Source organism: uncultured Ilumatobacter sp. (assembly GCF_963980585.1).
Taxonomy (GTDB): domain Bacteria; phylum Actinomycetota; class Acidimicrobiia; order Acidimicrobiales; family Ilumatobacteraceae; genus Ilumatobacter_A.
Genome location: NZ_CAXCAM010000004.1, coordinates 105,001 through 118,616, shown reverse-complemented (window position 1 = coordinate 118,616; position 13,616 = coordinate 105,001). Strand labels below are relative to the sequence as shown.

The window sequence follows — 13,616 nt, the reverse complement described above, 5'->3', positions numbered from 1 at the left end:
CTGCTCGAGCGCGTCGACGTCAACCAACTCGTCGCCCGGACCGAGCTCGGCGAAATCATCGCTCGCTCGACAACCGGAGTCTTCTCAGAGTTGCTCGACGTGGCCCGAACGCAAGTGATCATTACCGACCAAGTCGCCCAGGGGGTTCCCGCCCGAATGCTGGGCCGACCGGCTCGGCAACTACCCCCACATCCCGGCGGCTCGGAAGAGCCAGCAGGTTCGGCGGATCTGTCGCCAACGGATCGAGCCGTGCAAATGCAGGGCCGCTTCGCCGGATCGGTATCACGATTCCTGCCATTCCTCGCCGACCAGTTCGTCATCGGCGTGTTCTTCGCCATCGGGGCACTGCTTGTGCAATCAGCGATCCGGGTGGTCTTCCAAACATCGTTCGACATCGAAGATTCCGGTGCCGTGATGGTCATCGCGTTTGTGCTGTGGGCGTTCCTCTACACAGCAGGTTCACTCGCCGCAACGGGACGCACCATCGGCAAGGCGATACTCGGGTTGATGGCCGTCAGATCGGACGGCTCAAAGCTCGACGCCCGCCATGCCGCGCTCCGGACACTCATGTTTCCGCTCAGCTTCGTGCTGTTCGGCATCGGGTTCTTGATTGGGCTGGTCCGCCGTGATCGCCGCGAACTCCATGACCTCATCGCAGACACCGCAATCGTCTACGCCTGGGAAGCCGACACGGCCCGACTGCGGCTCGAGGCCAGCACCCAGGGCGCGCACGCTGGCGCCGCCACGCTCAGACGTTGAAGCGGAACTCCATGACGTCGCCGTCTTGCGCGATGTAGTCCTTGCCTTCAACGCGCATCTTGCCGACGTCCTTGGCCGCGTTCCACGACCCCAGCTCGAGCAGCTCGTCCCACTGGATGACCTCGGCACGAATGAACCCGCGCTGGAAGTCGCCGTGGATTCGTCCGGCGCACACCGGCGCCGTCGAGCCCTCATGGAATGTCCAGGCACGAGACTCTTGTTCGCCAGTGGTCATGTAGGTCCGCAGACCGAGCAAGTGGTAGGCGCTGCGGACCATCCGGAACAGGGCACCCTCGCCGAGGCCGAATCCTTCCAGGATTTCGTTACGCTCGTCAGGGTCCTCGATGGCAGCGGCTTCGGCTTCCATCTGGATGCACATGCCGATTACTTCGACGTTGTCACCCGCGTTGTTGAACTCGTCGGAGATCAGCTTTTCCTTCTCCGGAATCGACTCGATGTCGTCCTCGCCGACGTTGACGACGACGAGCACTCGGCGATTGGTCAGCAGGAAGTACGGGGCGAGGAGCTCTTTGACATCGTCCTTCAACCCGGCCCGGTACAGCGGCAGACCCTCGGAAAGCTGGTCATAGGCAATCTGCAGCGCCTCGGTTTCAGCGACCATCGACTTGTCGAGCTTCGCAGCGCGCTGGGTCTGCTTGAGCCGCTTCTCGACCGTTTCCAGATCGGCCAGTGCCAACTCGATCTCGACGATGCGCAGGTGCTCGATCGGGTCCGACGGACCGACCACATCGTCATCTTCGAACGCACGCAACACGAAAACGATCGCATCGACTTCACGGATGTTGGCCAGGAACTTGTTGCCGAGACCCTCACCGGTGCTTGCACCTTCGACCAGGCCACCGATGTCGACGACCTCAACCTGAGCGTGAACCGTCTTCTTCGACTTCGACATCACGGAGAGTCGATCGAGACGCTCGTCAGGCACCATTGCGACCCCGATGTTCGGGTCCTTGGTGGCGAACGGATATGGCGCGGCAAGCGCGCCACCACCGGTCAGCGCGTTGTACAGCGAGCTCTTGCCCGCGTTCGGGAGTCCGACCAAACCAAAACGTTCCATGCGGCGAGACACGCTAACGGCGGTCCGGCCCACCCGGCGGCCTCCCGGCCAACGACGTCGCCCAATCGGCCGAATCAGTCGGATCGAAACCGTCGCAGCTGCTGCGCAGGAGAGAACAACTCGCGCGAGATCCCGATGCTCATGACCGTTGTGGTCGTCGCGACGCTGCCAAGCACGAGGTACATCACCGAGATCTGCACCTTCACGGCGTCGGCAGGATCAACGCCGGCGAGAATCAGGCCGACCATCGCTCCGGGCAGCGCCACAATGCCCACCGCTTTCGTGGTCTCGATCTGTGGCACCAGCGCCGTGCGCAAGGCTTGGCGGAGATGCGGTTGGAACGCGTCGGCCGCCGACAAGCCGAGCGCGAGCCGCCCTTCGATCACGTCGCGCTGCTCAGTTGCGGCAACCAGCAACTGACGCGACACCAACACCGTGGCCGCCAACGAGTTGCCGACGACGATGCCGGCCAGCGGAACAATGGTGCGACCCTCGAACTCGTACACCTGAAAGCCGAACAACACGCCCAGCGTGACCAGACCCGACAACGCATACGCGAGCAGCGAGAGGGCCAGCACGTGAGGCACCCCAGCCGCGCGCTGCGACGTGGTCCACGCCGCAAACAGCAACATGAACACCAGCCAGAGCCCCGACCAAAACAGCGGATCGTCAGGACCGACGACCAGCTGCAGTGCCCACCCAACGATCAGGAGTTGCACGAGCGCACGCGTCGCAGCCCACAGCAGCGAGCGCTCGAGATCGAGCTTCCGCCACAGCGAGATCAGCACCGCGACCAGAATCAGCACGCCCGACGCGGCGAGGCCAGCCAGCCCGATGTCGGCACGCGCGGCCGCGGACGCCAGCATCGAACCGCCAGCCTCAGCAACAGCGCTCACGGCGCGCCGACCAATCTGCGCACGACAGGGTCATCACTCGCATCGAGGTCACTGAGATGTCCGAATGCTGCGACCCGTCCATCGACGACCGCCAAGACGTGATCGGCAAGGCGTCGAAGCTGGGCGGTGTCGTGGCTGACCCAGACCAGTGGCGTCCCCTCGTCGGCAAGCTGTTGTGCCAGCTCTTCGATGGTGTTTCGTGCTTCGCCGTCCAGTGCTGCAGTCGGTTCGTCAGCCAGAACGACCATCGGGCGCGTCAGCAACGCGCGGGCAACGCACATTCGTTGTGCCTCGCCACCCGAGAGGTCAGCGGCGTCACGGTGAAGCAGCCCGGCTGGGAGCCCGACGTGATCGAGCACGTGGAGCGCCCGATCCTCGTCGATGTCAGCCACCGCGACCCGAAAGTTGTCGAGCACGGATCCGGCGAAAAGTGGCGGCCGCTGGAACACCATGGCCACCTGGCGACGCAGTTCGTCTGGCCGAAGCTCGTCGAGCCGCTGGCCCCGCCACCGGATCTCGCCGGCGAGTGGATCGTCGAGACGGTTGAGCAACCGCAAGAGGGTGGACTTGCCCGACCCGGACGGGCCCACGATTGCGGTGATTCCTACGTTGGGGATGTCGACCGTGATGTCGCGCAAAATCGGTTCCCCAGCAGGGCCCGCAGCCACCCCACGCAGCGAAAATCCATCGTGTGTGGCCACTCGACGGACCGTATCGCACGATGTGGCGACGCGTCCCTTCGATGCCTCCAGCAGCGTTCAAACGCGTCCGCGATATGGCATGCTGAGGCCATGGCTTGGCTGGTCAGCGACGCTCGAGTGTTCGCCTCTGCAGAGATCGCCGAGAACCGGTCGGATCGACGGCGAGGCCTGCTCGGCCGCACCCATCTCGAAGGCGCACTGGTCATCCGGCCGTGCCGTGCCGTCCACACGCTCGGCATGAAGTTTCCGATCGACGTGGCGTTCGTCGACGCCGATGGTGTGGTGATGAAGACGCTGCAGATGTCACGCCATCGCATCGGACTCCCGGTGCGGCATGCCCAGATCGTCATCGAAGCGCAGGCTGGAGCCTTCGACCGGTGGGGTCTGCGCGTCGGCGACGTCATCGAAGTACGCGATCAGGACCACTGACGATGACCGCCACCCTCTGGCTCGTCGCCACGCCAATCGGCAACCTCGGCGACCTGCAACCACGCGCCATCGAAGTACTGGCTGCCGCCGATCTCGTGTGCTGTGAGGACACTCGACGCACCGGTCTGCTGCTCCATCACGCCGGCATCAAAGCCAAACGGATGGCGGTGTGCAACGAGCACACCGAACACGACCTGATCGATCGAGTGCTGCGCGTGCTCGACGACGGCGGCGACGTCGCCGTGGTCAGCGATGCGGGCACGCCCGGCGTGTCGGACCCCGGCGAACGCCTCGTGCGCGCCGTGGTCGATTCGCCCCATGCCGTCAGCGCGGTGCCCGGACCCAGCGCGGCGATCATGGCCGTGACGATCAGCGGGCTCGACACCTCACGGTTCGTCTTCGACGGCTTCCTCCCACGCAAGGGCCGCGAACGCGGCGCCCGCCTCGCCGACGTTGCCGCCGAGCGTCGCACCACCGTGCTGTACGAAGCACCCCACCGGGCGCTGAAGACACTCGCCGATCTTGCTGACGTGTGCGGACCCGACCGAGTGGTCGTCGTGACTCGCGAACTCACCAAGCTGCACGAAGAAGTCGTCCGCGGCACGCTCGGCACCATCGACATCGGCGAACCACGTGGCGAATATGTCTTCGTCATCGAAGGTGTGCCCGTCGACGACACCCCCCTCACCGACGATGACATTCGGGCGCTCCTGACGACGGCACTCGAGAGCGGCCTGTCCAAGCGCGATGCCGCCGCCCACGTCGCCGCCGAAACCGGCCAACCCAAACGCGACGTCTACCAACTCACCCTGGACTGAGTGACGTCGGGGTCGGGACCAGCCGTCGCTGGAGCAGACGTCACTCGGACGTCACTCGGACGTCACTTGAGGTGGTCAAGCGTCGGGGGTCACTGCTCGGGGCATGAGCGACAACTGGCGGGACTGCGCGACGAGCACGCCCCTCGAGTCCCAGATCTCGCCCTCTTCGTCGAGCAGTCCGTCGTGGATGAACCGACAGCGGAACGCCACACGAAGCGGGCCGGGCGCGGGATTCCCACGCACGTGCACGGTCAACTCAACCGTTGGCACCCAGGCCATCGGGATACTTGAGTTGAAGATCGGCGGCGGGAACGCGTCAGCCGCGAGCAGCAATCCAATCGCATCGATCGGTTCCTCTGCGGCCAAGGCAAACCAACCGCGCACCGTTGGGTCACCCGTTGGCTCACCACGCCGAAAACCATCGTCCTCCGGGTGCAGTCGGCACGCAAGCCGATCCATCAAACCCGGCCCACCACTCTCGGCGGCGGGCTGCATCGGCGCGCAGTCCTCGAACGGCGTGACTTCGACCGGCCCCTCACGCTGGTAGCTCGGCCCGTCATCGGGGGCCTGCTCCCCGAACGTCCCCAGCAACTCAAGTGTCGGCTTGCCCTCCACCGTCATCGTCGCCCGAGCAGTCGCCAAACGCCGGCCCGATCGCACGACCTCAACGTCGATCTCGCACGGACCAGCAGGTCCGGGGCGCAGAAAGTGCGCTGTCAGCGACACCGGCGGACGACCAACCGTTTCGGTCATGGCACGCCCAGCAATCGCCATGAGATAACCGCCGTTGGCATTGCCGCCGATGTCCCACCCAGGATGAATCTCCGCCGAGTACCGGCCCGCCCCATCGTCGCCGACCGGCAGCACGGCCGTGGCCTGGGCGAACGCGTTGATAATCCCTGCAGGTCCGCTCATCGCGCTGACGGTATCGTGCAGAGGTGTCCCGGTTCTATGTGACGACTCCCATCTACTACGTCAACGCCGAGCCACACCTCGGCCACGCGTACACGACAATCATCGGTGATGCGCTCGCCCGATGGCACCGACTGCTCGGCGACGACGTCACGTTCCTCACCGGCACCGACGAGCACGGCCTCAAGATCCAGCAGGCCGCCGAGGCATCGGGCATGACCCCCCAGGAATTCACCGACTCGATCGCGCCGAAGTTCTCCAACGCTTGGGAACGCCTCAACATCACCAACGACGACTTCATCCGCACGACCGAGCCCCGCCACAAGGTAGCCGTCGCCGAACTCCTCCAACGCTGCTACGACGCCGGCGACATCGAACTCGACACCTTCGCTGGCAAGTACTGCGTCGCGTGCGAGGAGTACTACCAGGATGAAGAACTGGTCAGTGGGCCCAACGGGGACGACCTCTGCCCGATTCACCAACGGCCGGTCGAGTACTTCGAGGAAGAGAACTACTTCTTCCGCCTCTCAAGATTCGAAGACCGTCTCCTCGACTGGTATGCCAAGCACCCGACGGCGATGAAGCCCGAACATCGCGGCAACGAAGCAATCGGTCTGATCAAGTCCGGCCTGCGCGACTTCTCGATCAGCCGCACCTCGCTCGACTGGGGCATCCCCCTCCCGTGGGACGACAAGCACGTCGCCTACGTCTGGTTCGACGCCCTGACCAACTACCTCGCTGCGGTCGGATTCGGAGACGAGTCACAGGACTACACCGAGCGGTGGCCCGCCGACTACCACCTCATCGGCAAAGACATCGTCCGCCAGCACTGCGTCTACTGGCCGGCGATGCTCCTGTCCGCCGGCGTGGAACCGCCCAAGGGCTGGGCAATCGGCGGCTGGCTCCTCAGCGGCGGCGAGAAGATGAGCAAAACCTCGGGCAACGTGGTCAACCCGCTCGACCTGATCGACGACATCGGGCTCGACGGATTCCGCTACTACGTACTCGCCGACACTGCCTACGGCAACGACGGCGACTTCACCTGGGAAGGCCTCGTCAGCAGATACAACTCCGACCTCGCCAACAATCTCGGCAACCTGGCAGCCCGCGTCGCCACGGTGGTCGCCAAGAAATGCGATGGCCTCGGCACCGCTCCCAACCCTGACAGCCCGCTCGGCGCGGTTGCCGCAACCGCCTTCGAGCAGACTGCCGCGCAGTGGGATGAAGTGCAGCCAAGCAAGGCCCTCGACGCCACCTGGTCACTCATCCGCGCCACCAACGGGCACCTCGAGACGAACGAGCCGTGGAAGGCCGAGCCCGGCCCCGAGGTCGACCTGGTGATGGGCGACGCGCTCGAAGCCCTGCGCATCGTGGCCATCTTGTGCTCACCCGCGATTCCCGACACCGCCCAGGCCGTCTGGGAACGCATCGGCATGCCCGGCAAGGTCATCGACCAACGCCTCCCTGACGCCGCCACCTGGGGCCAATACGCCCCCGGCGCCACCGTCACCAAGGGCGACGCCCTGTTCCCCCGCATCAAAACATGAGCGCGAACCAACTGGATTGGATCGACTCGCACTGCCACATCCACGACGAAGGCATCCCCGACGGACCCGACGGCGCGGTCGCAGCGGCTGTCGAGATGGGCGTCGGCACATTGGTCACCGTTGGGTGTGATCGCGAGACGTCGCTTGCTGCGATCGAGGTGGCCAGCCGTCACGCCAACGTGTTCGCCACGGTCGGTCTTCATCCGCACGACGCGGTGAACGGTGTCGACACGATTGTCGACCTCCTCGACACACCGGGCATCGTCGCCGTCGGTGAAGCCGGGCTCGACTACTACTACGAACACTCCGAGCGCGACATCCAAAAGATCGCGTTCGCGGCACAGATTCAGCTCGCGCACGAACGCAAGCTGCCGCTCGTCATTCACACTCGCGATGCCTGGGACGACACGTTCGAAATTCTTGACGCCGAGGGCATCCCCGAGCACACGATCTTCCACTGCTTCACCGGTGGAGCGGACGAAGCCCGCCAGTGCCTCAATCGCGGCGCCGTGCTGTCGTTCTCCGGCATCGTCACGTTCCCGAGCGCCGCCGACGTGCAAGAGGCTGCTCAGCTGTGCCCGCTCGACTCGATGCTCGTTGAGACCGACAGCCCATACCTCGCTCCGGTTCCCCAACGCGGCAAGAAGAATCGGCCCGCGTGGGTGCCCCATGTCGGCCAGTTCATCGCCGACCTGCGCGATGTCCCCGTCAGCAGCATCGCCACGCACACTGCGGCCAATACGCGCCGAGTGCTGCCCGACATCACCTGACCGCACCACCCAGATACGCTCGGCAACGACGTAGCGGGGTGGTAGGTCACCGACCGGTGGCCTCCGACTGCCGAACGATTGACGACTGACCTGTGGCCCTCGACGACACCGACCGACGACGCTTCCTCCTCGTAGTGGTCGCGAGCTTGCTGGTCCTCCCCGCGCTGTGGTGGTTCAATCGCGACGACCCCTCAACGGCCCCCAACTCGACGTCGGGCGACGCCGTCGCTCTCGATTCGGGGACTGGGCAATCAAACCTTCCGAGCGAGCCGACGGTGATCGAACAGACACCGATCTTTCTTGACGGCCCGATGTCTGCAGTCGGCGGCATCTCCGAAATCGCGATCCCCAACGCGGATCCGCTGGAGACGATCATCACTCGCGCCACCTTCGGCAACCTCTCCGGAGCCAACGTCTGCTTCGCTCAGAACATCACGACCGGGCAAGAGGTCACCGTGACCAACCTCGACAACAATCGGTCAATCACCTGCCGCGTCACGCTCGCGCCAGCAACGCAGATCGCCGGCATCATTCTCCAGACCGCACAATTCGAGACGCTCGCTGACCTCACCGATGCGCCCATCCCCGTCCAGATTCGTCTGTAGCGCGTTGTGACACACTCACGCCCGAGAATCAACGATCTCCTCGCGGAGCATTCGCTCGCACCGAGACGCGATCTGGGGCAGAACTTCGTTGCCGACCCGAACACCGTGCGCCGGATCGCCGACCTTGCCCGCGTCGGGCCCGGCGACCGGGTCGTCGAGATCGGCGCCGGGCTCGGCTCACTCACACTGGCCCTGGCCGACACCGGTGCCGCGGTGACCGCGCTTGAGGTCGATCGAGGGGTCGTGCCCGTCTTGCGCGAGATCGTCGCAGACCGACCAAACGTCGAGGTGATCGAAGGCGACGCCATGCGCCTCGACTGGAACTCCACGCTCGATCCGAATCATCGGTGGGTCCTCGTGGCCAACCTCCCGTACAACGTGGCAACGCCACTCGTGTGCGATCTCCTCGACGAGGTCCCTCAGGTGCAACGGATTCTGGTCATGGTGCAGCGCGAGGTTGCAGAACGCTTCGCCGCACCGGTTCGGACAAAGGGCTACGGCGCGGTCAGCGTCAAGGCCGCCTACTGGGGGTCGGCCCGAATCGTCGGCCTCGTGCCCGCAACGGTGTTTGTTCCCCGCCCCAACGTCGAGTCCGCACTCGTCGAGATCACCCGTCACGATCCGATGCCGGATCATCTCGCGGCAGCTGACCCCGAGCAGCTCTTCACGCTGGTGAAGACCGCATTCGGCCAACGGCGCAAGATGTTGCGCAAGTCGCTGAGCGGCGTGGTCCAGGCCGAACAATTCGAGGCTGCCGACGTGGTCGGCACCGCCCGACCCGAAGAACTCGACGTCGATGCGTGGGTTCGTTTGGCAGCGATTGTGCATGGCTGACATCGGCGCCCCCGGCTCATGGCGCGCACACGCCAAACTGACCTTGACACTGAAGATGACCGGACTCCGCGACGACGGTTTCCACCTCATCGACGCTGAGATGGTCAGCCTCGATCTGCACGATGTCCTCACGTTTGATCCATCTCGATCGGGACTCTCGGCGACAGGACCGTTCTCCAACGGCGTGCCGACCGATGACTCGAACCTCGTCGCTCGCGCGCTCGCCCTCGGCAACACCTCCGCACACGTCAACATCGACAAACACATTCCACACGGCGGCGGGCTCGGTGGCGGCTCCACCGACGCCGCCACTGCGCTCCATTGGGCCGGTTACCCCGTCGACGCTGAGTCGCTCGCACAAGCCGCAGATCTCGGAGCCGACATCAGCTTCTGCCTCATTGGGGGCCGAGCCCGAGTGACTGGCATCGGCGAAGTGATCGAACCACTCCCGCATATCGATCAGGCTGTGACGCTCATCATTCCCCCGCTGGCGGTCAGCACGCCAGCCGCGTACCGAGCATGGGACGACCTCGGCGGCCCAACCGTCGACGGACCCAACGACCTCGAACCCGCAGCCCTTGCGGTCGAACCACAGCTGACATGGTGGCGCGACGCGATCACTGATCGGACCGGCACAGCGCCGACACTCGCAGGGAGCGGTGCCACCTGGTTCACCGAGGGCAAACACAGCAACGCCCTCATCGACTTGGTCGACAAGGGCGCAACGGTTGTAGTGGCACACGTGGTGCCGTCAGATGTGGCCACGAATCAGGCGCACTGAGCGCCCGACCGCGGGATGAAACGAACTATTTACGACGCTGGTGGCGCGTGCGGCGCAGCATCTTCTTGTGCTTCTTCTTCCGCATACGCTTGCGACGCTTCTTAATCAACGAACCCATAAGGCAGACCACGCTACCGGTCCCATCTCGCAAGCGGTCACTCTGTGCTGGGCATCGAGCAACTCACATCTCAACGCACCCAATCGGTTGTGCGGACCGCCCACTCCGGTAGCTTGTCGGCTGATCCACTCCGGGGTCGTCTAACGGCAAGACAGCGGTTTTTGGTGCCGAGAATGGGGGTTCGATTCCTCCCCCCGGAACCATGAGTGTTTCCGCAATTGTCCTCGCTGCTGGGGAAGGCTCTCGCATGCGATCGAGTCGCCCGAAGCCCCTCCACCTCATTTGCGGGCGGGCGATGGTGGTTCATGTGATCCACGCGCTTGAGAAACTCCAGCCGACTCGCACCGCCGTCGTGGTCGGTCACCAGGCTGAGGCCGTCACGAAGAAGGTCACCGAGCGCGCTCCGGCCTGGGCCAACGTGGCGTTCGTCGAGCAGCTCGAACAAAACGGTACGGGCGATGCAGCAGCCATCGGCATGACGGCATTCGACGGCGACGATTACGACGACGACGCCACCATCGTCATCCTGCCCGGCGACACTCCCCTGCTCGAGGCTGACACGCTCGACGAGCTGGTCGCCACCCATGTCGCCAACCAAAACGCGTGCACTCTGCTGACCAGCGTGCTCGACGACCCGACCGGATATGGCCGGATCGTCCGCAAGAAAGACGGCCAGGTCGCTCGCATCGTCGAACAGCGCGATGCCTCGCCCGACGAACTCGACATCAAAGAGTGGAACACCGGCATCCTGTGTTTCCGCCGCGACTTGCTCGGGCCGGCGCTGCGCAATCTCACCACCGACAACGCCCAGGGCGAGTACTACCTCACCGATGTCGTCGCTGCTCTGGCCGGCATGGGCCATCGTGTCGGCGCGGTGCAGGCCGATGCTGCCGAGACGCAAGGCGTCAATGACCGGTGGCAGCTTGCGCTCGCCGAACGTGAGCTGCGCAACCGCACCAACCGCCACTGGCTCCTCAACGGCGTCACGATGCTCGACCCCCGCCAGACGTTCATCGATGTGAACGTCACGATCGGTCGTGACGTCACGCTGTACCCCGGCACGATGTTGCAAGGATCGACCGTCATTGGTGACGGCTGCGAGCTGGGCCCCGACACACGTCTCTCCGACTGCACAGTCGGCACCGGCGCCGTCGTTGAACACAGCGTCGGCCACAGCGCCGAGATCGGCAACGACGCCGTCGTTGGTCCGTATGTGCATCTGCCTGCGGGTTCCGCGGTCCTTTCGAACGCGACGACCGGCGCGTTCTACACTGCCCCCGTCGGGTAGTTCCCGACGCCACCCGACCACACAATCACCTGGGACTTCCACATGGAAAAGGTCACCACCAAGCGCCTCGCTCTCTACACGGGTCGTACCCATCCTGCACTCGCTCAGGAGGTGGCCCAGCATCTCGACATCGAAGTCGGCAGCGACAATCTCGTCGAGTTCGCCAACGGCGAAGTGCGTTGCAGCTTCGGTGAGTCCGTGCGCGGCACCGACGTGTTCATCATGCAGACCCACTACGGCGTCGACAATCGATCGGTCAACGACTCGATCATGGAACACCTGATCATGATCGATGCTGCCTCACGTGCATCGGCCAAGCGCATCACGGCGGTCGTCCCGTTCTACGGCTACGCCCGCCAGGACCGAAAGGCCGCCGGGCGAGAGCCGATCACCGCACGCCTCGTCGCTGACATGTTCAAGGCCGCTGGTGCCAAGCGAATGATCTCGATCGATCTTCACTCCGGTCAGATCCAGGGCTTCTTCGACGGTCCGGTCGACCACCTCACCGCCATGCCCGTGCTCGAGGCGTACGTCCGGGAGAACTCGACCGCACCGGTGATCGTGTCGCCCGATGCCGGCCGCATCAAAGTGGCCGAACGAATGGCACAGCACCTCGGCGACATCGGTGCTGACCTGGCCTTTATCTACAAGCGCCGCCCAAAGGGCACGACCAACGTGGCTGAGGCCGCCGAGGTGATGGGCGACGTCGAAGGGCGCACATGCGTGCTGACCGACGACATGATCGACACCGGCGGCACCATCGTGGCTGCCGCCGAGCTGCTGATGAAGCGCGGCGCCAAGAACGTGTGGGCCATGGCGACTCACGGTGTCTTGTCAGGTCCGGCGATCGATCGGCTCAAGAACAGCCCCCTCGAAAAGGTCGTCCTGACCAACACGCTGCCGCTCCCTCCCGAGAAGCAGCTCCCGAACATCGAAATCCTCTCGGTTGCGCCGCTGATCGCAGAAGCGCTCGGCGCGGTGTTCGACGACACCAGTGTCAGCGACATCTTCGACGGCGAAAACCTCTCGTAGCAGCCTCCCTGCCCCTGTCGCCCCAGGTGCCCCCGGCCCCAGCCGCCAGGTCTCGAGCGCCAGCCCCAGCGGACCGCACCCGTGTCCCGAAAAATGACAGTTGAGCGTCGCTGACCGACGCTGAGCCCACACATTTCGTGTCAATCGGCCGCTTCGCCAGAAATGTGCGGGAATAATGTGCGGCGAGCGACGCTGCGGCCACATTTTTCGAGCGGGGGTGGGGTGTGGAGCGGAGTGGGTGAGCGCGCGAGGGGATGGGAGAAGCGGGCGATAGCGTTGCTGCCTGCTGTACCGACGCGCACTCTGGGCGTCACCTGAGATCTCCACCTGAATCAAGGACCGAAAACCATGTCTGAGACTGTTCTTCTCGCCGAATCTGGCCGCACAACTGGGAGCGCCACGGCGCGCCGTCTGCGTGCCGATGATCGCATCCCCGGCGTCGTCTACGGACACGGCATGGACCCGGTCAGCGTGACCGTCGTTCGTCGCGACCTCCGTGTTGCACTGTCGGGCGCCGCTGGCCTCAACACCATCCTCGACCTCACCGTCGACGGCGAGGTGTACCCGACCCTCGTGAAGGACATCCAGCGCCACCCGGTGAAGCGCAACGTCCAGCACATCGACTTCATTCAGGTCAACCTGAACGAAGAAGTCACCGTTGCTGTGCCAGTGCGCCTCGAGGGCGAAGCCAAGGCCGTCGAGGCCGATGGCGGACTCGTCGACCTCACGATGACTGAACTCGAAGTGGTCACGACACCGCGCAATATTCCCGACGAAGTGGTCATCGATGTCTCCGACATGGACATGGACACCACCATCCGCGTCTCTGACATCCCGCTGCCCGCAGGCGTCACCGCCGCAGCTGACCCGGAGTTCCCGGTCGTCACCGTCCTCACGATGCGTACCCCGGTGCTCGACGCCGAGGAAGCCGCAGCCGAAGCCGCAGCCGAAGAGGGCGAAGAGGGCGACGCAGCCGGCGACTCCGCTGGCGACGACTCCGATTGAGCGAGCGAGCCACTCGGCTCGGCTCACCGCTCGTCCTCATCCG

The 13,616-nt window shown here is 64.7% G+C and carries 16 protein-coding genes and 1 tRNA gene; 12 read left to right on the top strand and 5 right to left on the bottom strand.

The features are described from left to right. A partial coding sequence (locus tag ACH2DW_RS02670; RefSeq protein WP_394928164.1) for an RDD family protein occupies positions 1 to 759 on the top strand: 759 nt, incomplete at its 5' end. Here the strand turns inward: ACH2DW_RS02670 and ychF are convergent. The 3 genes from ychF to ACH2DW_RS02655 all read right to left on the bottom strand — a co-directional run bounded on the left by ychF (position 749) and on the right by ACH2DW_RS02655 (position 3,434). Then, positions 749 to 1,837, bottom strand: coding sequence for a redox-regulated ATPase YchF (ychF, locus tag ACH2DW_RS02665; protein WP_394928163.1), 1,089 nt, complete (start codon positions 1,835 to 1,837; stop codon positions 749 to 751). The genes ACH2DW_RS02670 and ychF overlap by 11 nt on opposite strands. A gap of 74 nt (positions 1,838 to 1,911) precedes the next feature. Further along, positions 1,912 to 2,733, bottom strand: coding sequence for an ABC transporter permease (locus tag ACH2DW_RS02660; protein WP_394928162.1), 822 nt, complete (start codon positions 2,731 to 2,733; stop codon positions 1,912 to 1,914). Then, positions 2,730 to 3,434, bottom strand: coding sequence for an ATP-binding cassette domain-containing protein (locus tag ACH2DW_RS02655; protein ID WP_394928161.1), 705 nt, complete (start codon positions 3,432 to 3,434; stop codon positions 2,730 to 2,732). Before ACH2DW_RS02655 ends, ACH2DW_RS02660 begins: the two co-directional genes overlap by 4 nt. A gap of 90 nt (positions 3,435 to 3,524) precedes the next feature. Here ACH2DW_RS02655 and ACH2DW_RS02650 point away from each other — a divergent pair, with 90 nt between their 5' ends. Together ACH2DW_RS02650 and rsmI are read left to right on the top strand one after the other, a co-directional pair. Continuing rightward, positions 3,525 to 3,863, top strand: a complete 339-nt coding sequence (locus tag ACH2DW_RS02650) for a DUF192 domain-containing protein (RefSeq protein WP_394928160.1) — start codon at positions 3,525 to 3,527, stop codon at positions 3,861 to 3,863. A 2-nt stretch (positions 3,864 to 3,865) separates the two neighbouring features. Then, a complete protein-coding gene (gene rsmI, locus ACH2DW_RS02645; RefSeq protein WP_394928159.1) occupies positions 3,866 to 4,681 on the top strand; it encodes a 16S rRNA (cytidine(1402)-2'-O)-methyltransferase in 816 nt (271 codons plus the stop codon). Positions 4,682 to 4,756: 75 nt separating this feature from the next. On the opposite strand, the gene ACH2DW_RS02640 is transcribed toward rsmI, so the two are convergent. Further along, positions 4,757 to 5,596 (bottom strand): acyl-CoA thioesterase, encoded by an 840-nt coding sequence (locus tag ACH2DW_RS02640; RefSeq protein ID WP_394928158.1) that lies wholly within the window; start codon positions 5,594 to 5,596, stop codon positions 4,757 to 4,759. A gap of 23 nt (positions 5,597 to 5,619) precedes the next feature. On the opposite strand from ACH2DW_RS02640, the gene metG reads away from it, so the two are divergent. The 5 genes from metG to ACH2DW_RS02615 all read left to right on the top strand — a co-directional run bounded on the left by metG (position 5,620) and on the right by ACH2DW_RS02615 (position 10,130). Then, positions 5,620 to 7,140: a methionine--tRNA ligase gene (metG, locus tag ACH2DW_RS02635; RefSeq protein WP_394928157.1), complete on the top strand. Its 1,521-nt coding sequence runs from the start codon at positions 5,620 to 5,622 to the stop codon at positions 7,138 to 7,140. Further along, entirely contained in the window at positions 7,137 to 7,910 is a 774-nt protein-coding gene (locus ACH2DW_RS02630) for a TatD family hydrolase (protein ID WP_394928156.1), read from the top strand. Before metG ends, ACH2DW_RS02630 begins: the two co-directional genes overlap by 4 nt. Positions 7,911 to 8,002: 92 nt before the next feature. Beyond that, positions 8,003 to 8,515, top strand: a complete 513-nt coding sequence (locus tag ACH2DW_RS02625) for a hypothetical protein (RefSeq protein ID WP_394928155.1) — start codon at positions 8,003 to 8,005, stop codon at positions 8,513 to 8,515. A gap of 6 nt (positions 8,516 to 8,521) precedes the next feature. Further along, on the top strand, positions 8,522 to 9,349 hold the full coding sequence (gene rsmA / locus ACH2DW_RS02620) for a 16S rRNA (adenine(1518)-N(6)/adenine(1519)-N(6))-dimethyltransferase RsmA (protein WP_394928154.1): 828 nt from the start codon (positions 8,522 to 8,524) through the stop codon (positions 9,347 to 9,349). Next, positions 9,342 to 10,130 carry a 4-(cytidine 5'-diphospho)-2-C-methyl-D-erythritol kinase gene (locus ACH2DW_RS02615; RefSeq protein ID WP_394928153.1) on the top strand — a complete coding sequence of 263 codons (789 nt, stop codon included), beginning with the start codon at positions 9,342 to 9,344 and terminating at the stop codon, positions 10,128 to 10,130. The genes rsmA and ACH2DW_RS02615 overlap by 8 nt, the downstream gene beginning before the upstream one ends. A gap of 25 nt (positions 10,131 to 10,155) precedes the next feature. Here ACH2DW_RS02615 and ACH2DW_RS02610 read toward each other — a convergent pair whose 3' ends face one another. Then, entirely contained in the window at positions 10,156 to 10,248 is a 93-nt protein-coding gene (locus ACH2DW_RS02610) for a 30S ribosomal protein bS22 (RefSeq protein WP_015442868.1), read from the bottom strand. 129 nt (positions 10,249 to 10,377) lie between these two features. Here ACH2DW_RS02610 and ACH2DW_RS02605 point away from each other — a divergent pair. From ACH2DW_RS02605 to ACH2DW_RS02590, 4 genes are all read left to right on the top strand, one after another. Next, positions 10,378 to 10,451: transfer RNA gene (locus ACH2DW_RS02605), tRNA-Gln, on the top strand. Beyond that, a complete protein-coding gene (locus ACH2DW_RS02600) occupies positions 10,451 to 11,536 on the top strand; it encodes a bifunctional N-acetylglucosamine-1-phosphate uridyltransferase/glucosamine-1-phosphate acetyltransferase (protein ID WP_394928152.1) in 1,086 nt (361 codons plus the stop codon). Before ACH2DW_RS02605 ends, ACH2DW_RS02600 begins: the two co-directional genes overlap by 1 nt. Before the next feature lie 42 nt (positions 11,537 to 11,578). After that, the gene (locus ACH2DW_RS02595; protein ID WP_394928151.1) at positions 11,579 to 12,568 is read left to right on the top strand and encodes a ribose-phosphate diphosphokinase; all 990 of its coding nucleotides are present in this window, start codon (positions 11,579 to 11,581) and stop codon (positions 12,566 to 12,568) included. A 348-nt stretch (positions 12,569 to 12,916) separates the two neighbouring features. Next, complete coding sequence (locus ACH2DW_RS02590; RefSeq protein ID WP_394928150.1) at positions 12,917 to 13,573, top strand: 50S ribosomal protein L25; 657 nt, start codon at positions 12,917 to 12,919, stop codon at positions 13,571 to 13,573. Positions 13,574 to 13,616 lie beyond the last annotated feature (43 nt).

Bases quoted from the DNA above. Each gene is read 5' to 3' on its own strand.
- ychF (WP_394928163.1), bottom strand. From the start codon at position 1,837: ATGGAACGTTTTGGTTTGGTCGGACTCCCGAACGCGGGCAAGAGCTCG.
- ACH2DW_RS02650 (WP_394928160.1), top strand. From the start codon at position 3,525: ATGGCTTGGCTGGTCAGCGACGCTCGAGTGTTCGCCTCTGCAGAGATC.
- rsmI (WP_394928159.1), top strand. From the start codon at position 3,866: ATGACCGCCACCCTCTGGCTCGTCGCCACGCCAATCGGCAACCTCGGC.
- ACH2DW_RS02640 (WP_394928158.1), bottom strand. From the start codon at position 5,596: ATGAGCGGACCTGCAGGGATTATCAACGCGTTCGCCCAGGCCACGGCC.
- ACH2DW_RS02630 (WP_394928156.1), top strand. From the start codon at position 7,137: ATGAGCGCGAACCAACTGGATTGGATCGACTCGCACTGCCACATCCAC.
- ACH2DW_RS02615 (WP_394928153.1), top strand. From the start codon at position 9,342: ATGGCTGACATCGGCGCCCCCGGCTCATGGCGCGCACACGCCAAACTG.
- ACH2DW_RS02610 (WP_015442868.1), bottom strand. From the start codon at position 10,248: ATGGGTTCGTTGATTAAGAAGCGTCGCAAGCGTATGCGGAAGAAGAAG.
- ACH2DW_RS02600 (WP_394928152.1), top strand. From the start codon at position 10,451: ATGAGTGTTTCCGCAATTGTCCTCGCTGCTGGGGAAGGCTCTCGCATG.
- ACH2DW_RS02595 (WP_394928151.1), top strand. From the start codon at position 11,579: ATGGAAAAGGTCACCACCAAGCGCCTCGCTCTCTACACGGGTCGTACC.
- ACH2DW_RS02590 (WP_394928150.1), top strand. From the start codon at position 12,917: ATGTCTGAGACTGTTCTTCTCGCCGAATCTGGCCGCACAACTGGGAGC.